The 17,921-nt window shown below is 69.6% G+C and carries 20 protein-coding genes; 9 read left to right on the top strand and 11 right to left on the bottom strand.

The window, feature by feature from the left end; translation table 11 throughout:
• Positions 1-22: 22 nt before the first annotated feature.
• The gene (locus ABH926_RS32695; protein WP_370369777.1) at positions 23-502 is read right to left on the bottom strand and encodes a YbaK/EbsC family protein; all 480 of its coding nucleotides are present in this window, start codon (positions 500-502) and stop codon (positions 23-25) included.
• Positions 503-552: 50 nt separating this feature from the next.
• On the opposite strand from ABH926_RS32695, the gene ABH926_RS32690 reads away from it, so the two are divergent.
• Positions 553-1,122 carry a GNAT family N-acetyltransferase gene (locus ABH926_RS32690; RefSeq protein ID WP_370369776.1) on the top strand — a complete coding sequence of 190 codons (570 nt, stop codon included), beginning with the start codon at positions 553-555 and terminating at the stop codon, positions 1,120-1,122.
• Between the two features lie 14 nt (positions 1,123-1,136).
• Positions 1,137-1,850 (top strand): GNAT family N-acetyltransferase, encoded by a 714-nt coding sequence (locus tag ABH926_RS32685; protein WP_370369775.1) that lies wholly within the window; start codon positions 1,137-1,139, stop codon positions 1,848-1,850.
• A gap of 103 nt (positions 1,851-1,953) precedes the next feature.
• On the opposite strand, the gene ABH926_RS32680 is transcribed toward ABH926_RS32685, so the two are convergent.
• A complete protein-coding gene (locus ABH926_RS32680) occupies positions 1,954-2,472 on the bottom strand; it encodes a methylated-DNA--[protein]-cysteine S-methyltransferase (RefSeq protein ID WP_370369774.1) in 519 nt (172 codons plus the stop codon).
• Positions 2,473-2,586: 114 nt separating this feature from the next.
• On the opposite strand from ABH926_RS32680, the gene ABH926_RS32675 reads away from it, so the two are divergent.
• Positions 2,587-3,453, top strand: coding sequence for an alpha/beta fold hydrolase (locus ABH926_RS32675; RefSeq protein WP_370369773.1), 867 nt, complete (start codon positions 2,587-2,589; stop codon positions 3,451-3,453).
• A 65-nt stretch (positions 3,454-3,518) separates the two neighbouring features.
• Here the strand turns inward: ABH926_RS32675 and ABH926_RS32670 are convergent, their stop codons facing one another.
• On the bottom strand, positions 3,519-3,695 hold the full coding sequence (locus ABH926_RS32670; RefSeq protein ID WP_370369772.1) for a hypothetical protein: 177 nt from the start codon (positions 3,693-3,695) through the stop codon (positions 3,519-3,521).
• Positions 3,692-4,699, bottom strand: coding sequence for an ADP-ribosylglycohydrolase family protein (locus tag ABH926_RS32665; RefSeq protein ID WP_370369771.1), 1,008 nt, complete (start codon positions 4,697-4,699; stop codon positions 3,692-3,694). Before ABH926_RS32665 ends, ABH926_RS32670 begins: the two co-directional genes overlap by 4 nt.
• A gap of 55 nt (positions 4,700-4,754) precedes the next feature.
• Between ABH926_RS32665 and ABH926_RS32660 the strand changes: the two genes are divergently transcribed.
• Positions 4,755-5,213 carry an N-acetyltransferase family protein gene (locus tag ABH926_RS32660; RefSeq protein ID WP_370369770.1) on the top strand — a complete coding sequence of 153 codons (459 nt, stop codon included), beginning with the start codon at positions 4,755-4,757 and terminating at the stop codon, positions 5,211-5,213.
• Between the two features lie 75 nt (positions 5,214-5,288).
• Here the strand turns inward: ABH926_RS32660 and ABH926_RS32655 are convergent, their stop codons facing one another.
• Together ABH926_RS32655 and ABH926_RS32650 are read right to left on the bottom strand one after the other, a co-directional pair.
• Positions 5,289-7,322, bottom strand: a complete 2,034-nt coding sequence (locus tag ABH926_RS32655; protein WP_370369769.1) for a M3 family metallopeptidase — start codon at positions 7,320-7,322, stop codon at positions 5,289-5,291.
• 42 nt (positions 7,323-7,364) lie between these two features.
• Positions 7,365-7,946 (bottom strand): Lrp/AsnC family transcriptional regulator, encoded by a 582-nt coding sequence (locus ABH926_RS32650; RefSeq protein WP_370369768.1) that lies wholly within the window; start codon positions 7,944-7,946, stop codon positions 7,365-7,367.
• A 110-nt stretch (positions 7,947-8,056) separates the two neighbouring features.
• On the opposite strand from ABH926_RS32650, the gene ABH926_RS32645 reads away from it, so the two are divergent.
• Positions 8,057-9,229, top strand: coding sequence for a PLP-dependent aspartate aminotransferase family protein (locus ABH926_RS32645; RefSeq protein ID WP_370369767.1), 1,173 nt, complete (start codon positions 8,057-8,059; stop codon positions 9,227-9,229).
• A 138-nt stretch (positions 9,230-9,367) separates the two neighbouring features.
• On the opposite strand, the gene ABH926_RS32640 is transcribed toward ABH926_RS32645, so the two are convergent.
• Both ABH926_RS32640 and ABH926_RS32635 read right to left on the bottom strand, forming a co-directional pair.
• Positions 9,368-10,174: a phosphotransferase enzyme family protein gene (locus ABH926_RS32640; protein ID WP_370369766.1), complete on the bottom strand. Its 807-nt coding sequence runs from the start codon at positions 10,172-10,174 to the stop codon at positions 9,368-9,370.
• Entirely contained in the window at positions 10,171-10,761 is a 591-nt protein-coding gene (locus tag ABH926_RS32635) for an exonuclease domain-containing protein (RefSeq protein WP_370369765.1), read from the bottom strand. Before ABH926_RS32635 ends, ABH926_RS32640 begins: the two co-directional genes overlap by 4 nt.
• 89 nt (positions 10,762-10,850) lie before the next feature.
• Between ABH926_RS32635 and ABH926_RS32630 the strand changes: the two genes are divergently transcribed.
• The 3 genes from ABH926_RS32630 to ABH926_RS32620 all read left to right on the top strand — a co-directional run bounded on the left by ABH926_RS32630 (position 10,851) and on the right by ABH926_RS32620 (position 13,051).
• The gene (locus ABH926_RS32630; RefSeq protein WP_370369764.1) at positions 10,851-11,372 is read left to right on the top strand and encodes an N-acetyltransferase family protein; all 522 of its coding nucleotides are present in this window, start codon (positions 10,851-10,853) and stop codon (positions 11,370-11,372) included.
• Between the two features lie 103 nt (positions 11,373-11,475).
• A complete protein-coding gene (locus ABH926_RS32625; RefSeq protein ID WP_370369763.1) occupies positions 11,476-12,549 on the top strand; it encodes an alpha/beta hydrolase family protein in 1,074 nt (357 codons plus the stop codon).
• Positions 12,550-12,580: 31 nt separating this feature from the next.
• Positions 12,581-13,051 carry a hypothetical protein gene (locus tag ABH926_RS32620; protein WP_370369762.1) on the top strand — a complete coding sequence of 157 codons (471 nt, stop codon included), beginning with the start codon at positions 12,581-12,583 and terminating at the stop codon, positions 13,049-13,051.
• A 70-nt stretch (positions 13,052-13,121) separates the two neighbouring features.
• Here the strand turns inward: ABH926_RS32620 and ABH926_RS32615 are convergent, their stop codons facing one another.
• Together ABH926_RS32615 and ABH926_RS32610 are read right to left on the bottom strand one after the other, a co-directional pair.
• Positions 13,122-13,472, bottom strand: a complete 351-nt coding sequence (locus ABH926_RS32615; protein ID WP_370369761.1) for a hypothetical protein — start codon at positions 13,470-13,472, stop codon at positions 13,122-13,124.
• Positions 13,473-13,512: 40 nt separating this feature from the next.
• Positions 13,513-15,177 carry an amidohydrolase gene (locus tag ABH926_RS32610; protein WP_370369760.1) on the bottom strand — a complete coding sequence of 555 codons (1,665 nt, stop codon included), beginning with the start codon at positions 15,175-15,177 and terminating at the stop codon, positions 13,513-13,515.
• 280 nt (positions 15,178-15,457) lie between these two features.
• Between ABH926_RS32610 and ABH926_RS32605 the strand changes: the two genes are divergently transcribed.
• A complete protein-coding gene (locus tag ABH926_RS32605) occupies positions 15,458-16,276 on the top strand; it encodes a hypothetical protein (protein WP_370369759.1) in 819 nt (272 codons plus the stop codon).
• Positions 16,277-16,417: 141 nt separating this feature from the next.
• On the opposite strand, the gene ABH926_RS32600 is transcribed toward ABH926_RS32605, so the two are convergent.
• Positions 16,418-17,893 (bottom strand): MDR family MFS transporter, encoded by a 1,476-nt coding sequence (locus ABH926_RS32600; RefSeq protein WP_370369758.1) that lies wholly within the window; start codon positions 17,891-17,893, stop codon positions 16,418-16,420.
• Between the last annotated feature and the right edge of the window lie 28 nt (positions 17,894-17,921).

The raw sequence follows: 17,921 nt of genomic DNA, 5'->3' as shown, positions 1-17,921 counted from the left end.
AGGGCGATGAGCCCCGCGGTCCTCAGTTCACCTCGACAACGTCGCCGCCGGTCACCCGCACCAGGTCCGCGAACGTGATCGCGAACACCGTGTGCGCATGCCCCGCAGCTGCCCACACCTCCGGATACGCCGCCAGGGCCTGGTCGATCAACGTCCGGACCGGCGCCGGATGCCCGAGCGGGGCCACACCGCCGATGCGCTGCCCGGTGTGCTCGTACACGAACTCCTTCGAGGCGCGACCCACCTTCCCCACACCGAGCTCTGCCGCCACCTTCGCCGTGTCCACCCGGTGCGCGCCGCTGGTCAGCACCAGCAGCGGCGCGCCGTCGGCCTCGAACACCAGGCTGTTGGCGATCGCGCCGACCTCGCAGCCGACCTGGTCCGCGGCGGCCTGGGCGTTCGGGGCCGACTCCGGCAGGACGACGACCTTCGGCTCGAAGCCCTTCGCCCGGAGTTCCTTCTCGACGGCCTGCACGGCCGGATGGTCAGCGATGCGTTCCATGACGGGATATTAATCCGGGGCCCGGCGGGAAGTCCGGCACAATACGCGGCATGGAAACACTTGATCGTGTCGTGGAGCCGACCGAGATCGTCGCCGGCCGCTTCCAGCTGCGTCCGCCGTCGCTGCGCGACGTCCCCGACATGATGGAGCTGTCCCGCGACCCCGACATCGTCTTGTGGAACCCGCTGTCCAGCGGCGTCGACGAGGAGCGCGCCCGAGCCTGGGTCGAGCGCTGGTCGGACTGGGACGGCGGGCAGTCCGCGATGTTCGGGGTGTACGAGGCCGTCGAGGGACGGATGCTGGGCATGATCTCGCTACACAAGATCGACCTCGGCCTGTCGGCCGGCGAGCTCGGCTACCGCGTCGCGCCGTGGGCCCGCGGACGCGGCATCGCCACGACGGCCGTCGGGACGGTCACGCAGTGGGCGTTCGGAGCCCTGGAGCTCACGCGGGTGCAGCTGATCCACGGGGTGGAGAACCTGGCCTCATGCCGCGTCGCGGAGAAGTGCGGCTTCCTGCATGAGGGGACGACCCGCAGCTCGTTCAAGTACGGGGACGACAAGTTGCACGACGAGCACATCCACGCGCGCCTCGCCACCGACCCGGCGCCGGGGCGGTGAGCGCGGCTCAGCCCATGGCCGACGAACAGCTGCTCACGGCTGCCCGGCAGCTGTGGACGGACATCGCCGCGGCCCCGGTCGCCTTCCCGGATCGGGGGGTCAGCGTTGTCGCCTCGCCCCGATCCGGGATATGCCCTGCGGGCTGGATCGGCCTGGTATTACTAGGGGACAGCGGGATCGGCACTGCCCCCGACCAGGTGAGCGCCGACGAAATCGGCGCACGCCTCGCCGATCACACACCGCAGAGTCTCTACGACCCGGCGAACGCGGCGCAGGCCCTACCGGCCGCCGAGATGATCGGGCCGGTGACCCTGGCATATCTCGCGGCGGACCGGTTCCGGCCGTTCCCGGGGCCGACCGTCGAGCAACTCCCCGTCGACCACCCCGACCTGCGGGCGCTTGAACAGCGGTGCACCCCGGAGGAACGCGCCGAGGTGAGCATCGGCCAGCTCACGTCACCGGCGTTCGGGATCCGCGACTGCGGCGAGATCATCGCCGCCGCCGGCTATGTGGCATGGCCGCGCCGAACGGCACACATGGCGATCCTGACCGCACCCCGAGCTCGCGGGCGCGGGCTGGCGAAGGTGGCGGCGTCCAGCGCGATCGAACACGCTCTCACAGCCGGCATGGTGCCGCAGTGGCGGGCGCGGGTGCCGGCCTCGTTGCGGGTCGCGGAGGCGCTGGGGTTCGCCGAGGTCGGAGTACAGATCAGGGCCAGGCTCGGCTGAGGCCGGTGGTGGTACCAAAGCCTTGGTTGAACGACAGCCACCCGAACGACGGCCGCCTGAACGTCCGTCACCTGAACGACAGCCACCCCGCCGCAGGGCCCCCTCAGACACCCCAATCCAGCGCCGGCGGCATCACGCCCTCCCACGCCAGCAGCCACTCCTTCGTCCGCAGCCCGCCGCCGAATCCGCCCAGACCGTCGGCGGCCAGCACCCGGTGGCAGGGCACGACGATCGGCAGCGGATTGCTGCCCATGATCCCGCCGACCGCCTGCGAGGCCGTCACACCGGCCCCCGAACCCTTCGCCAAGTCGCCGTAGGTCACCGTCTCGCCGAAGGGGACCTCGGCCAGGAGCTTGAGGACCGTCAGGCGCAGGCCGTTCACGCCGTACCAGTCCAGGGCGATGTCGAACTCGGTGCGGTCGCCGTCGAAGTACTCCGTCAGCTGCAGGACCGCCTCGTCGAGTTGGGCCTGCGCGATGCGGTCGGGCTTGGCGCCCTGCTCGCCGGTGGCGAAGGGCTGGTCCCGCTCGCGGTCGCGCGGGAACTGCACCAGGCGCAGGCCGCGGGCGCTCGCCCCGATGTTGAGCGTGCCGATCGGGGTGTCCAGCAAAGCGGTCAGCATGCCTCCATTGTGCCAAGCGGGGCCGACAGCCCGCTGTGCGAGCTAGGGTTGCCGAATCAGCCGGATCCGTCTGACTTCCACCAAGGCTCCGGCGGCGAGATCTAGGAGGACGGCATGCCCAAGGCCCCAGCGAACGGCGTCGAGCTCGAGTACGACACGTTCGGCGATCCGAGCGCCCCGCCGCTGGTGCTGATCATGGGGCTGGGCACGCAGATGATCGCGTGGCCGGAGCCGTTCTGCCAGGCCATCGCCGACGAGGGCTTCCACGTCGTCCGCTTCGACAACCGCGACTGCGGCCTGTCCACGATCCTGGACGTGCCCCCGCCCAGCTTCGGTGACCTGCTCGGCGGCGACACCTCCGGCGTCCCCTACCAGATGTCCGACCTGTCTGGCGACGTCGCCGGCCTGCTCGACGCGCTCGGGTACGAATCCGCGCACATCGTCGGCCTGTCGATGGGCGGCATGATCGCGCAGCAGTTCGCCATCGACCACCCGGGCCGGCTGCGCACCCTGTGCTCGATCATGTCCACCACCGGCGCCCACGACGTCGGGCAGCCCTCGGCCGAGGTGATCACGCTGCTGCTGAGCCCGGCCGCGACCAACCGCGAGGAGGCGATCGACCGCGGGCAGAAGATGTTCGAGACCGTCGGCTCCCCGGCCTACCCGACGCCGACCGTCGAGCTGCAGGCCCGCATTGGCGAGGCGTACGATCGTTCCTTCACGCCCGCCGGCTCCGCGCGCCAACTCGCCTGCATCGTCGCCTCGCCCGACCGCACCGCGGGGCTGGCCGCAGTCAGCGTGCCCAGCGCCGTCGTCCACGGCGACTCCGACAAGCTCGTCGACGTCAGCGGCGGCCGTGCCACCGCCGCCGCGCTCGGGATCGAGCCGCTGATCATCCCCGGCGCCGGCCACGATCTGCCCGAGGAACTGTGGCCGACCTACGTCGAGGCGATCGTCGCCAACGCACGTAAGGGCGCCTGAACCACAGAGGGATCCACGCAGCGTTCGTTCCACGCGGGCTGATCGGAGTTAATACCAGGCCTCGATCAGCCCTGCCGTGGCGAAGTTGGCCGTTCTACTACGTAGTACAGCTGCTTGTGCGGCACCCCGGCCTCGATCTCGGCGACGGCAGCCTCGGCCGAGGCCCGGTCCGTATGGGTGGTCATCAGGTACCGGTTCCCGTTGTCGTCCTGACGCCAGACCTCGAACGCCGTACCGCTCACGCTCGCCCCACATCCCATGCGGCGCCGGACCGGGCCAGCCGCTCCCGGTACTCGATCCGCTCCGGCCAGGCCGCCGGGAACGCCTCGATCCCGTGCCGCGCCCCCAGGAAAGCCCCGGCCAGCGCCGCGATCGAGTCCGAGTCGCCGCCGGTGGCCGCAGCCCGGCCCAGTGCACGCACCGGCTCGTCGGAGTACATGAGGAAGCACAGCAGCGCGGTCGCCAGCGCCTCCTCGGCGATCCATCCCTCACCGGTGTAGTCACACGGGTCCAGCGCCGGATCCGGGTTCTGCGCCGCCTTGGCCAGCACGCCGAGGATCATGCCGCACTCGACCCAGCCGGCCTCGATGAAGTCCTCCGGCGAGTTCCGCATCGGCACCCGCCACAACTCATCGCCGAGCCAGTCCCCGTGGTAGATACGCCGCTGTTCCTGACAGCGTTCCCGCAGCGCCGGAACCAGATCCGACGGCGCCATCCCCTGCGCCAGCCAGCGTGTCGCGCAAGCGGTCAGATCCGAGGCGGCCAGGCCGGTCGCGTGGCCGTGGGTCAGGGCCGCCTGCAACTGCGCGGCGCCGGCGATGGTCGTCTCCGGCACATCCGGCAGCAGGCCGATCGGGGTCACGCGCATGTTCGCGCCACACCCCTTCGAGCCGCGCTGCGTGGCTTGCGGCCACGGCAGGCCGTTGCCGAGGTTGCCGATGGCACGCAGACAGGTCATACCCGGCGCCCGGTTGTTGTCCGGCGACTTCGCCCACGCCAGGAAGTGCTCGATCAACGAGGCGGTGAACGGCTCCACCGCCAGATCGGCGCCGCCGGGCTGCTCCAGCAGGGCATCGGCGACAGCCAGCGCCATCTGCGTGTCGTCCGTGACCAGGCCGCCGGCCGGAAGGTCGGAAGGACCCTGCGGGCCGTACAGCCGCACGATCTCCTCGAACCGTTGGAACTCCGTGGGCTTGCCCATACAGTCCCCGAACGCGAGCCCGAACATCGAACCGGTCGCTGTCATATGATCCCCTCCCGCTGCCGCGATCCCGCCAGTGTGCCAGCTACAGTGCCGATCTATGACCGAGTCCTTGATCCTTCGTGACGCCACCGCCGCCGATCTGCCCGCCATCGTCGCCATGCTCGCCGACGACAAGCTCGGCTCCACCCGCGAGGACCCCGAGGACATGGCGCCCTACCTCGCGGCCTTCGCAGAGCTCGACGCCGACCCGAACCAGCGCCTGATCGTCGCCGAACGCGCCGGCGTCGCCGTCGGTACGTTCCAGCTCACGTTCATCCCCGGCGTGGCCCAGCAGGGACTCAAGCGCGCGATGATCGAGAGCGTGCGCGTCGCCACCAGCGAGCGCGGCAGCGGCCTGGGCACGCAGATGATGCAGTGGGCCATCGAGCAGTCGAAGAACGCCGGGTGCAAGCAGGTGCAGCTCACCTCGAACGCCCAGCGTCCCGACGCGCACCGGTTCTACGAGCGGCTCGGATTCGTGCCCTCGCACGTGGGCTTCAAGCTGAAGCTCGGCTGATCCGGCTGATCCGGCTGATCCGGCCGACCGCGCCGGGCGTGCTCCACCCGGCGCGACCGCCCCAACCGAACCATCTCAGACCGCCAGCCCCCGGGCCTTCAGCATCGGTTCTACCTCCGGCGCGCGCCCCCGGAAATGCGCGAACGCCGCCATCAGGTCCACACTCCCGCCCCGTGAGAGCACCGCACGCCGGAACGCCTCGCCGCTCTCACGGATCGACCGCCCCTGCTGCACGCCCTCCTTGAACCAGTCGACCGTGTCCTTGTCCAGGACCTCGCTCCACAAGTACGAGTAGTAGCCGGCGCAGTAGTCGTTGCCCCAGATGTGCGCGAAGTAGCTCGTGCGGTACCGCGACGGGATCTCCGGCACCGCCAGCCCGTAGCGCGTGAGCGCCGCCGCCTCGAACTCCCTGGCCTCGCCCGGGTCCTCGCCGGCCGAAATCGTGTGCCAGGCCCAGTCCAGCATCACCGCGCCGAGGATCTCCACGGTCGCGAAGCCCTGGCCGAACTTCTCCGCCTCGGCCATCCGCTCCAGCAGGTCCGCCGGAACGGGCTCACCGGTGAGGTAGTGCTTGGCGTAGTTCGCCAAGACGTCCGGCCACTCCGCCCACATCTCGTTCACCTGCGACGGGTACTCCACGAAGTCCCGCGGCGTACTCGTACCGGAGAACGTCGGGTGCTCCACGTCCGAGAACAGGCCGTGCAGCGCGTGCCCGAACTCGTGGAACAACGTGCGGACCTCGTCCCAGGTCAGCAGCGTCGGCTCGCCGGCCGGCGGCTTGGCCACGTTCAGGTTGTTCACGATCACCGGCGACTGGCCGAGCAGATGCGACTGGTGCACGTAGTTCGTCATCCACGCACCGCCACGCTTGGAGCCGCGCGCGTAGAAGTCGCCGAGGAACAGCCCGATCCCGGAGCCGTCGGCGTCGAAGACCTCCCAGATCCGCACGTCAGGGTGGTAAGCGACCAGGTCGGGGCGGGCCGTGAAGGTGATCCCGTACACCATCTCCGCGGCGTGGAACACCCCGTCGACCAGCACGGCGTCCAACTCCAGGTAGGGCCGCAGCGCCTCGGAGTCGACGTCGTACTCGGCCAGGCGCACCTTCTCCGAGTAGTACGTCCAGTCCCAGGCCGAAAGGCTCTCACCGGCCGGCAGATGCGCGCGCAGTGCCTCGGCCTCCTTGCCGGCGTTCGCCACCGCGGCCGGGATCAGCCGCGCCATCAGGTCCTCCACCGCCTCGGTGGTTCGCGCCGTCCGGTCCTGGAGTGCGTACTCGGCGTACGAACGGTGGCCCAGCAGCGCCGCGCGCTCGGCCCGCAGCCCGGCCATCCGCACCGCGATCGGGCCGTTGGTGTCCCAGGCCCGCTCCAGGGACGCCGTCAGCAGCGCCCGGCGTGTCTCCCGGTCGTCCAACGAGGCCAGCTGCGTCTGGTTCGAGAAGTTCTTCAGGGAGATGACGTACTTGCCCGGCAGCCCGACCGCCTCGCCGTTCTCCTTCGCCGCCGCGACCGCGTCCGCGGACAGGCCCGCCAGCTGATCGGCGGAATCGAACACCTGCTGTCCGGCCTTGTTCGCGGCCAGCAGGTTCCGGTCGAAGTCCGTGGACAGCGCGGCCAGCTGCTCGTTGAGCTCCCGCAAGCGGTCCTTGTCGGCCGCCGAGAGCTTCGCGCCGCCCCGTACGAAGTTCAGGTGGTGCTTCTCCAGCAGTCGTAGTCCGACCTCGCTCAGTCCGAGGTCCGCGCGGCGCTCGTAAAGGTCGTCGATACGAGCGAACAGCGCCGGGTCCAGGTTGATCGCGTCCATGTGCGCGGCCCAGCGCGGGCTGATCTCCTGCTCGATCGCCTGCACGGCGTCGTTGGTGTCGGAGGAGGTCTGCGGGAAGAACACCGAGGCGACCCGGCCCAGAAGGGCCCCGGCGCGCTCCATGGCCACGATCGTGTTCTCGAACGTCGCCGGTTCGGGGTTCTGGGCGATCGCCGCGATCTCGGCCAGGTGCTCGGAGAAGCCGGCGTCGAAGGCCGGCATGTAGTGCTCCTCGCGGATGTCGGCGAACGGCGGCAGCTCATAGGGCAGCGTGCTGCGGCGGTAAAACGGATTCTCAGTGGTCACGCCCCGACTCTAGCCCTCGGCCGGTAGCGGGCGTACACCGGTTTAGTCGGTTACCACTCGGCCGACGGACGACGTCGTGGATGCAGGGGCCGCTGCCGCCGCCGTGGCCGAGACAGTGGCTGTGGCCGAGGCAGTGGCCGGCGCCGTGGCCCCGACCGCGCCACGCAGATGCCCGAAGATCAAGCTGGTCTCGGTGTGCCCGACCGCCGGGTGTGTCGTCAGGTGCTCCAGGACGAAGTCCCGCAGCGCGTCGGAGTCGGCGACCGCGATGTGCAGCAGGTAGTCGTCGGCGCCGGCCACGTGCCACACGCCGACGACGTCCGGCAGACCCGGCACGTCCCGGATGAACTCCTGCACGCGCTCGCGCGTGTGCGCCCGCAGTCGCACCGCGATCATCGCCTGCAGCCCGCGCCCGAGCGCCGCCGGATCGATGTCGGCGTGGAACCCGCGGATCACGCCGCGCTCGCGCAGCGTTCGGATCCGCGCCAGACACGTCGACGGCGCGATCCCCACCGCCTCGGCGATCGCGTTGTTCGGGGTGCGCGCGTCGGCCGCCAGCACCGCCAGGATCGCGCGGTCGGTGTCGTCCAGGACCGGCCGGGCAGCTCGCAGATCATTCGGCATACCGGTCAGTGTCACCGATGCCGCTGAATCTTTCAATGAATGCTATGACCTGAACAGAATCTTATTCGCGACACTTCCCATCCTGCCGACGTATCTTCAACAATGACCGCATGCTGCCCGCCTCCGCACTGCCCGACACCATCGCCGTCCACGCCGGCCGTGACGACCTGGCCGCCCTGGGCGTCCACGTCCCCCCGATCGACCTGTCGACCACCAACCCGCTGCCGAACGTGGGCCTGGGCGGCGACAGCTACGAGGCCCTCGCCGGCGGCGGCACGCCGATCAACGGCGGCAGCCACGTCTACCAGCGGCTGTGGAACCCGACGACCGCGCGCTTCGAGGAAGCACTGGCGCGCATGGAGAACACCCAGGCCGCCGTCGCGTTCGCCTCCGGCATGGCCGCGATCACCGCGTGCCTGCTGGCCGCGGCCGCCGAGGGCAAGCGGCACGTCGTCGCCGTCCGCCCGCTGTACGGCGGCAGCGACCACCTGCTGGCCAGCGGCCTGCTCGGCACCGAGGTGACCTGGGCGGCCGCCGACGGCATCGCCGCCGCCCGCCGCCCCGACACCGGCCTGGTGATCCTGGAGACCCCGGCCAACCCGACCCTGGAACTGCTGGACCTGGCGCGCGTCGCCGAGCAGTGCGGCGACGTCCCGCTGCTGGTCGACAACACGTTCGCCACGCCGATCCTGCAGAAGCCCGCCGACTTCGGCGCCACCCTGGTCGTGCACAGCGCCACGAAGTACCTCGGCGGCCACGGCGACGTCCTGGCCGGCGTCGTCGCCACCACCGAGGCCTGGGCCGAACGCCTGCGCCCGATCCGCGCCATCACCGGCTCGGTGCTGCACCCCCTGTCGTCCTACCTGCTGCACCGCGGCCTGCAGACGCTGCCGCTGCGCATCCGGCACCAGTCCCAGAACGCCGAGAAGCTCGTCGACCGCCTGCTGGCGAACCCGGCGGTGGAGCGCGTCTACTACCCGGGCCTGGCCGAATGCGACCCGCAGCAGCTCGTCGGACGCCAGATGGCCGGCCCCGGCGCGGTGTTCGCGATGTCCGTGCGCGGCGGCTACGACGCGGCGGCGCGCGCGGCGGACTCGGTCCGGCTGATCACCCACGCGGTGTCCCTCGGCGGTGTCGACACCCTGATCCAGCACCCGGCCTCGCTGACCCACCGGCCGGTCGCCGCCGACGCCAAGCCGCACGCCTCGGTGCTGCGGGTCTCGGTGGGTCTGGAGGACCCGGAGGACCTGTACGCGGACCTGGAGCGCGCGCTGCGTTCGTAGGACGGGGTCGTAGAGGCGGTTCGCGGCGCTGGCTGCCGGACAGGCGGTGGCGGATCCCGGACGAGCTACCGGAGTTAGTACTTGGAGGCCGTCCTTCGAGGGCTGTTCCTCCGACGTCTGATCCGCTGCCAGCCGCCGCTAGCGGTCGGTGCTAAGTGCCGCCAGGAACGTCTCGTGCTGGTCCTCGAGCCAGGTCAGAATCTTGTCGTACCGCAGCGGATCGCGCATCGTGTCGACCTCGGTGAACACCGGGTCGCCGGCGGCCACGCGGGCCTTCATGAACGTCTGCATCGTGATGACGGCCGGCGCGAACAACTCCAGGAGCGCTCGGCGTTCCGCGTCGTCGAGCCCGTAGGCGTCGACCAGGATCCGCAACCGGGCCGGGCTGTCCATCCCGTCGAACCCTTCGACGGCCGCGATGGCCTGCGGAACCATCGGCACCCAGTACCACGCACACATGGCCAGGTCCCACAGAGCCCGCCCCGGCGCGGCGAAGTCGAAGTCGATCAGGGCCACCGCCCGGCCGTCGCGGAAGACGATGTTCTCCAGGCAGGCGTCGTTGTGGCACAGCACGAGCCGGTCGGCTGCGCCGGCTCCGGGGTCGCTGAACTCCGTCGGCCATTTCGCGTCCGGGATCGGGATGTCGGCGGCCACGTCGTGCATCCGGCGCAGCAGCCGCCCCACCGAGGCGAGTGCGTCCTCATCGCGTGACCACTGCGGGTACGGCGGAATCGCGACGTCGCCGTGCACGAAGCTCAGCACCTCGCGATCCCCGTTCAGCTCCTTCGGCTCCGGCACGCCGTCGAACCCGGCGTCGTGCAGCGCACGCAGGTAGGCGTGCAGCGCGGCGGCGTGCGGGGGAGCGGGACGTTCCACCGTGTCGCCCCGTTTGAGTACCTGGCCGAGGTTCGCCAATCCGCCGCCTAGGATCTGCTCGTCACTCATGGTGTATCCGCCCCCGTGTTCGTACCGGTGCCGGTCCAGGCGTCGCGCGCCATCAGCTGCAATATCAGGGCCGCGATGTTCCACGCGTCATCGGCGCCGCAGTGGTGGCGGCCTTCCAACGGCAGGTTCGCCACGTCCAGCGCACGGTGCATGCCGACGCCCTTCGGCCAGCCGTTGGCCACGGCGAACTGCTGCTTAGCGTTGGTGTGCACCGAGGAGAAGGGGTACCGCACGTCGGCGGCGCCGCATTGGCGCTGGAACTGCTTACGGTCGTAGTCGCCCCAGCTCGCCCACGCGCGCGAGTCGGCGTAGTGCTCCCGCCGCAGCTGGTCGCAGGCATGCCCGAAGGTCACACCGGTGTCGACCTGCTCCTGGGTCCATCCGGTGAGCTCGGTGCAGAACGCGCTCACGGTCGAGCGCTGCGGCCGTACGATGATCTGGTGCTTCCCGACCCGTACGAGCTCGTGCAGGTCCACAACCGTCAGCCCGATCTCGATGATCTCGGACACCTGGTCCGGCGGCTGTTTGCCGGTCCAGCAGGTGGCCTCGATATCGACCACGTTCAGATAGCGTCCGTGCGTTTCCATGGTCGGCAGGGTAGAGGCGCACATGCCGCGGCCGCCTGCCGATTTTCCGATGAAACACCGGGGAAACCGCTCCGTTCTACCCTCCGGTCATGACTGCGTCCATCGTGATCGCCCCGATGACGGCCGCCCACGCCGACGATGTCCTGCGCATCTACCAGGACGGCATCGACGAGGGGAACGCCACCTTCGAGACCGCGGCGCCGAGCTGGGAGGTGTTCGACGCCGGGAAACTGGCCGAACACCGGTTCGTGGCCCTGGACACGGAGGCCGGAGACGCGGCGAAGCCCGCAGTCCTGGGGTACGTCGTCGTCTCGGGCATCTCGAAGCGTGCGTGCTACGCCGGTGTCGTCGAACTCTCGGTCTACGTCGACCCGGCAGCCCGCGGCCGCGGCATCGGCAACCGGCTGCTCAGCGCGCTCATCGCCTCGACCGAGGCGGCCGGTGTCTGGACCATCAACGCCGGGATCTTCCCCGAGAACACCGCGAGCCTGGCGTTGCACGAACGGCACGGGTTCCGCGTACTGGGACGCCAGGAACGCATCGGTAAGACGGTCGCCGGTGTGTGGCGCGACGTACTGCTGCTGGAACGGCGAAGCCCGATCGTGCACTAGTAGTCGCACGATTGTTGTGCGGTAGCCGGCCGCGTTCATATGTTCCAGGCGCATGCTGGAGTCACGGATCCGATGTCGAACACGCAGGGATCAGGGGGACACCATGCGTACCATCCGCGCCATCCAGGCCGTAGTAGTCGTCGCGGCAGCCGCGCTGGTCCTGGCAGCGTGTAGTTCGGCCGGAACGGTGACGCAGCGCCCGGCCGCTGCGGGCCACGACCTCACCTTCATCAGCAGCGGCGACACGATCTACGGCACCTTCCAACCCGGTACCGGCAAGCAGCGCGCGGGCGTGGCCGTCCTGATCATCGCCGGCAGCGGTGCCACCGACCGCGACGGCAACGACGCACAACTGGCCGAGGGCAACACCTACCAGCGCTTCGCGCAGAGCCTCGCCTTCGATGGTGTGAGCTCCCTGCGGTACGACAAGCTCGGCAGCGGCCAGACGGGCCTGGCCACCCACACCAACGGCCAGGGCATCACGTTCGGCCTCTATGCCGATGAAGCACTGGATGCCTACCGCACGCTCGCCGCCCAACCCGGCGTGGACCCGCACAAGATGATCATCCTCGGCCACAGCGAAGGCGGCCTCTACGCGCTCTGGCTCGCACACAAGCTGGCCGACACCCCCGACGCCCCACACGCACTGATCCTCGCCTCCACCGTGGGCATCCGATTCATCGACCTGCTGGACCGCCAGTACACCGCCGGCTACCAGGCCGCAGCCGCAGCCGGGACGATCACCCCGGCCGCCGCGAACCTGCTCATCCAGCAGCTTCACACCGCCTTCGCGAGCATCCGCGCCGGCCAGGGGGTGACCACGCCGCTGGACGACAAGGGCATCGCGGCGCTCCTGTCGCCGACCAACGTGCCGATCCTGGAGCAGGAAGACAAGCAGGACCCGGCCGCGCTGGCCAGGAGCCTCGGCTCCCACATGCCGGTGCTCGTACTACACGGGACCAAGGACTCGCAGGTCAGCGACGCGGATACGGCTCCGCTGCTGGCCGCGCTGAAGGGGGACAGCGCCGTCGTCCATGACGAGGTCCCGAACGCCAACCACCTCTACCAGCAGATCAGCGGAACCCCGAACCCGGCGACCGACTACGTCAACACCTCGCTGCCGCTCGCAGCGCAGGTCGGACCCGACTTGAAGAAGTTCCTGCAGAAAGCCTTCTGAAAATGGCCGGCAGGACGACAGGGAGCAGCCAGTGAGATTCGTCGACATCCAGGTGACCGACCAGGGGAACCTGATCAACCCCTTGGTCTACCTGGATCAGCTGTCCGAGCTTGCCCCGGAGCTACCACCTGGCGCCCGCGCCTTCGCTACCGACCCGGACCACTACGACTTCGTCGGCGAGCGCTGCGTCAAGGACCTGACGATCGACACGCTCCGCTTCGGCACCGACGACAACGGCGCCACCCTCGAGGTCCTCTTGCGCCACAACTGCTGGAAGCACGAGGAGGACCTGCGGATCACCTACCGCGGCCTCAGCACACTGAAGATGGTCAACGATCCCGCGGACAAGTGGGGCGGGCAGACCGTCGTCCTGGACGAGATCCTGCCCCATGACCTCGGGTGCAGCCACGAGATCGCGTGTCACACCGGCACCGTGACCATCGTGTGTGAGGACCTGGATGCACGGTGGGTTCCGGCCGACTGCCCCGAGCAACGACCGTAGCAACGACTGGACCAAGGACCGAAGCCGGAGCTGGAGCACTAGCAAGCGACATCCAGGCCCGGCCCGAAGATCAGTCGGCGTCCAACGCGTCGGCCCGCCGCTGAAGATCGGTGGCGATGTCGTCCCAGTCCGGACCGTGCAGCAGCAGACTCGCGGCGGCTTCCCGCATCAGCGCCGGATCGTCGGGCCGCTGAAGCAGTAACAGCCGATACGACAGGTTCCGGATCCAGATCGGCAAATAGCCGTCGAACAGCCGCGGGGACAACTCGTGCAGCATGGCCAGGATCGCGTCGGCGCCGGCGAAGGTCAGCTCCTCGACGAAATAGGCGTCGGAATGCTTGTTCTGCTGGCTGCACTCTGGAGTCGGCCGGTACTCGTCTCCGTAGAGGCACCGGGCGTGCTCGGTCAAGGTGCTGTGCATGTCCGGAGCATACGACTGCGTGATCGACGTGCCTTCCCCCTTATTCGGAGGCGAACACCCGTGCGCCCTCCACGAACGTCCGAAGCACCCGCGCCTCGCCGATCCCGTGCACGGGCCCGTCGAACGGATCCCGGTCCAGCACCACCAGGTCGGCGAACTTGCCGACCTCGATCGAGCCGGCCAGCGTGTCCAGCTGGTTCAGGTACGCCGACCCGGCAGTGTACGCCGCGACCGCCTGGCCCAACTCCAGCCGCTCCTCCGGATAGAACACCTTGCGCGCCACGAACTCCTGCTCCGACAAGCCCGGTTCCACCCGGTTCACCGCCGTGTGGATGCCCCACAGCGGGTTCGGCGAACTCACCGACCAGTCCGAGCCGGCCGCCAGGGTCGCCCCCGCACGGCTGAGCGAGCCGAACGGGTACTGCCACGCGGCACGCTCCTCGCCCAAGAACGGGATGGTCAGCTCATCCATCGCCGGCTCATGCGCAGCCCACAGCGGCTGGATGTTCGCCGTCGCACCGAGCCGGCGGAACCGCGCGACGTCGTCCGGGTGCACGACCTGCGGGTGCGCCAGGTGGTGACGGCCACCGGCGCCGTTCGCGGCGCGCGCCGCCTCCAGCGCGTCCAGGGTGTTGCGGACAGCGCGGTCGCCTAGTGCATGGAAGTGGACCTGGAAGCCGGCGGCGTCCAGGGCGGTGACGTAGGTCTTGAGCGCGTCCGGGTCGATGAAGTCCAGGCCGGCGTTGTCGGTGGTGCACCCGCAGCGGTCCAGGTAGGGGTCCAGGAGCGCGGCGGTGTGGTTCTCGGCGACGCCGTCGAGCATCATCTTCACCGTGCGGGCCCTGAAACGTCCCGTCCCCGCCGCCGCGCGGCGCTTCCGGAACAGCTCCAGCTGCTCCAGGCCGCCATCGCGCTCCCACCACAGTGCCCCGGCGACCCGTGCCGTCAGGACGCCGCGGGCCTCGGCGTCGCGGTAGGTCTCGAAGACGTCGCCGATGCCCAGGCCGGTGCCGACCCACGCGTCCTGCCAGGCGGTGATCCCGAACGAGTGCAGGTACGCCTGGCCGGCCAGCAGGCCGTCGGCCAACTCCTGCCGCGTGGGGACCGGCAGGTGCCGGTCGACCAGTGCCATCGCCCCTTCCTGAAGGCACCCGGTGGGCTCGCCGTCTGGGTCGCGCTCGATCCGGCCGTCGAACGGGTCCGGGGTGTCGCGGGTGATCCCGCACATCTCCAGCGCCTTGCTGTTGACCCACATGCCGTGGGCGTCGCGGTTCGGCAGTGCAACCGGCCGGTCCGGGACGACCGCGTCCAGCATCTGCCTGGTCGGCATACCGCCGGGGAAGGCCTCCAGGCTCCATCCGCCCCCGCGGATCCACGGAGCCTGTGGGTTGCGGCGCGCATAGTCGGCGACGGCGTCGAGGTACTCCTTGGCGGTGTGTAGTTCGTGCAGGTCGCACAGCCGCAAGGTGGTACCGCCGAGGACGGGGTGGACGTGGGCGTCCTGGAAGCCGGGCAGCAGCAGCTTGCCGGTCAGGTCGACGACCTCGGTGTCCGGCCCGATCAGGTCTTCGACGTCGGCGGGCCGTCCGACCGCGGCGATCCGCCCGCCGGCGACGGCCACCGCCCCGGCCCACGAGCGCGCCGGGTCCACGGTGTAGCACGGGCCGCCGGTGAAGACGAGATCTGCGAACGACGATCGGGTCACCGGTCCTCCAGGAGTACGTACTGCGCGGCCGGACAGAAGCCACAGTCAAGTCTGGGCCGCCGGCACGCGGCGCGATATTGGCAACGTGGCTGGTGCTGCCCCCGAATCACGTCACTGTGCTACCGCAGGGCCGTCGAATTCGAACACACACTCGGGTGGCCGTCACTCCTGACACCTGACCGGAGTACTGTGACCCGGCTTCTGAAGTGCGGCGTCAAAATACGGGTGTTACCAACGTTGTGGGGATCTGCCCCGTCACCGCATCGATGGAGGAACCTACATGGGACCGAGACTCGCACTATCGGTCGACTGGGGCTCGGGCATCACGGACGCCTGGACCTCGGTCACGCGCATCATCCCGAAGCTGATCGCGTTCGCCGTGATCATGCTCATCGGCTGGCTGATCTGCCGGGTGATCGCCAAGCTGCTGGACGCGCTGCTGCGCCGGATCGGCGTGGAGCGGATGGCCGAGAAGGCCGGCGCGGGCCGGGTCCTGGCGAACTCCAAGTGGGACACCACCACCATCCTGGTCAAGGTCGTCTACTACGGCCTGCTGCTGGTGTTCTTGCAGTTGGCGCTGGGCGTGTTCGGGCCCAACCCGATCAGCACCATGATCCACAGCGTGGTGGCCTGGATCCCCAAGGCGATCGTCGCGCTGGTCATCGTCGTCGTGGCCATGTGGCTGGCGAACGTGGCCCGCGAGTTCATCACCAACGTCCTGTCCGCGGCCTCCTACGGACGGCTGCTGGGCTGGGTGGCCTGGTCGTTCATCGCCTTCATCGGTGCCATCGCGGCGCTGTCGCAGATCGGCGTCGCCACCTTCGTCCTGGGCCCGATCCTGAACGCGGTGCTGTTCACCATGGCCGGCATCGCGATCGTCGGCATCGGCGGCGGCCTGATCCAACCGATGCGGTCCCGCTGGGAGCGCATGCTGACCAAGGCCGAGGCCGAGACGACCCGGGTGCAGGCCTCGGTGCAGCAGAACGCGCTGGCGTACCAGAAGGGCCGCGCCGACGCCCGCGCCGGGCAGCCCTCCGACACGCAGGGGTCCACCCAGACGAACATGCCATACGGCCGGGAGCCCGGTACGACGGCATGACGCGCTGAGGTCGGCGAGGAGCCGGCACAGGGAACGCCAGGGTGCGGGTCCGGCGAGATCGGGCCCGCGCCCTGGAGTTCGTCGTTGTAGCTCTGGTTCTAGTCCCAGGTTCTAGTTCTAGCTGTAGCTGTAGCCGTGCGGTCAGCGTGCGCCCCGGTCGGCCAGCGCCGGCGAGCCGGCCGGTGTGACGCCGGGACCCGTCGCCTTGCGCAGCGGCACTTCCTTGATTGCCAGCGCGGCCGTGAACGCGACCGCGCAGACCAGGCCCGTGATCAGGAAGATCAGGTGCGAGCCGTTCGCAACGCCTTGCACGGCCGAAGCCTCATGGCTCACCTGCCGGTTGTACAACGAGCCGAACACCGCCACCCCGATCGACCCTCCCACCGTGCGGAACAGGTTCAGGCTCGCCGAGGCGGCACCCATGTCGCGCATCTCGACGCTGTTCTGCGCGATGGTCGTGACCATCTGCATCTGCGCGCCGAGCCCGACCCCGACGATCGCCATGTACAGACTCGTAGCCGTACGGGAGGTGGACGGGTCCATGGTCGACAGCAGGATCAGCCCCACGGCCATCAGTGCCGCGCCGAGGACCGGGAAGATCTTGTAGCGGCCGGTGGCCGACATGTAGCGCCCGCCGAGCTGGGAGACGATGACGATCGGGATCATCATCGGCAGCAGGAGCAGCCCGGAACTGGTCGCCGTGGCGTGCTGCACGCTCTGTTGGAACAACGGGAGGTAGAGCGAGGCACCGAACATGACCACGCCCGAGGCGGTGATCAGGGCGATGGCGAGCGGGAAGTTGCGCTGGCCGGTGAACACCCGCGGCGGCAGGACCGGCTCCGGACAGCGGCGCTCAATCGCGATGAAGGCGCCGACGCCGGCCGCCGCGAGCGCGAACAGCCCGATCACCTGCCAGGACGCCCACGAGTAGGTGGTCCCGGCCCAGTTGGCGGCGAGCGTGACGGACGTGATCACCAGGGTCAGCAGGCTGATGCCGGCCCAGTCGATCCGGGCCCGTCGGCGTACCACCGGCAGGTCGAGCATGACCTGGCACCAGACCAGCGCCAGCAGGCCCAGCGGCAGGTTCAGGTAGAACGCCCACCGCCAGCCGAAGTGCCCGGTGACGAACCCGCCGAGCAGCGGCCCGCCGATGGTCCCGATCGCCATGACCGAGGCGGTCATGCCCTGGTAGCGGCCACGCTCCCGTGGTGGCACCAGGGCAGCGATGAGCGCGAACGCGCCCGCGCCGATCCCACCGGCGCCGATGCCCTGGAAGGCGCGCGCCGCGATCAGCCAGCTCATCGACTGTGCGGCGCCGGACAGCGCGGAGCCGGCCAGGAACAGGACGATCGAGGCCAGGTAGACGTGCTTGCGGCCGTACAAGTCGCCGAGTTTGCCCCAGACCGGGGTCGAGGCGGCGGTGGCCAGGGTGTAGGCGACGACGACCCACGACAGGTGGTCGAACCCTCCCAGCTCGCGGACGATCGTCGGCATCGAGGTGCCCACGACCGTGTTGTCGAGCATGGAGAGCAGCATCGCGAGCATGACGCCGAGCAGGGCCCAGCGCACGTGGCGCGGGGCGGCGTCGGGGTGGGGCGGAGCAGGTGTGGTGGACATGGCCTCAGAAAAGCACACTCATTTCAAA

The sequence above is a fragment of the Catenulispora sp. GP43 genome (assembly GCF_041260665.1).
In the GTDB taxonomy this organism is placed as follows: Bacteria; Actinomycetota; Actinomycetes; order Streptomycetales; family Catenulisporaceae; genus Catenulispora.
Note: the sequence above shows the minus strand (reverse complement) of the source record. Positions and strands in the feature narration are given on the sequence as shown.

Coding starts and splice junctions, on each gene's coding strand:
- ABH926_RS32695 (WP_370369777.1), bottom strand. CDS start 502: ATGGAACGCATCGCTGACCATCCGGCCGTGCAGGCCGTCGAGAAGGAA.
- ABH926_RS32690 (WP_370369776.1), top strand. CDS start 553: ATGGAAACACTTGATCGTGTCGTGGAGCCGACCGAGATCGTCGCCGGC.
- ABH926_RS32685 (WP_370369775.1), top strand. CDS start 1,137: ATGGCCGACGAACAGCTGCTCACGGCTGCCCGGCAGCTGTGGACGGAC.
- ABH926_RS32680 (WP_370369774.1), bottom strand. CDS start 2,472: ATGCTGACCGCTTTGCTGGACACCCCGATCGGCACGCTCAACATCGGG.
- ABH926_RS32675 (WP_370369773.1), top strand. CDS start 2,587: ATGCCCAAGGCCCCAGCGAACGGCGTCGAGCTCGAGTACGACACGTTC.
- ABH926_RS32665 (WP_370369771.1), bottom strand. CDS start 4,699: ATGACAGCGACCGGTTCGATGTTCGGGCTCGCGTTCGGGGACTGTATG.
- ABH926_RS32660 (WP_370369770.1), top strand. CDS start 4,755: ATGACCGAGTCCTTGATCCTTCGTGACGCCACCGCCGCCGATCTGCCC.
- ABH926_RS32650 (WP_370369768.1), bottom strand. CDS start 7,946: ATGCCGAATGATCTGCGAGCTGCCCGGCCGGTCCTGGACGACACCGAC.
- ABH926_RS32645 (WP_370369767.1), top strand. CDS start 8,057: ATGCTGCCCGCCTCCGCACTGCCCGACACCATCGCCGTCCACGCCGGC.
- ABH926_RS32640 (WP_370369766.1), bottom strand. CDS start 10,174: ATGAGTGACGAGCAGATCCTAGGCGGCGGATTGGCGAACCTCGGCCAG.
- ABH926_RS32635 (WP_370369765.1), bottom strand. CDS start 10,761: ATGGAAACGCACGGACGCTATCTGAACGTGGTCGATATCGAGGCCACC.
- ABH926_RS32630 (WP_370369764.1), top strand. CDS start 10,851: ATGACTGCGTCCATCGTGATCGCCCCGATGACGGCCGCCCACGCCGAC.
- ABH926_RS32625 (WP_370369763.1), top strand. CDS start 11,476: ATGCGTACCATCCGCGCCATCCAGGCCGTAGTAGTCGTCGCGGCAGCC.
- ABH926_RS32615 (WP_370369761.1), bottom strand. CDS start 13,472: ATGCACAGCACCTTGACCGAGCACGCCCGGTGCCTCTACGGAGACGAG.
- ABH926_RS32605 (WP_370369759.1), top strand. CDS start 15,458: ATGGGACCGAGACTCGCACTATCGGTCGACTGGGGCTCGGGCATCACG.
- ABH926_RS32600 (WP_370369758.1), bottom strand. CDS start 17,893: ATGTCCACCACACCTGCTCCGCCCCACCCCGACGCCGCCCCGCGCCAC.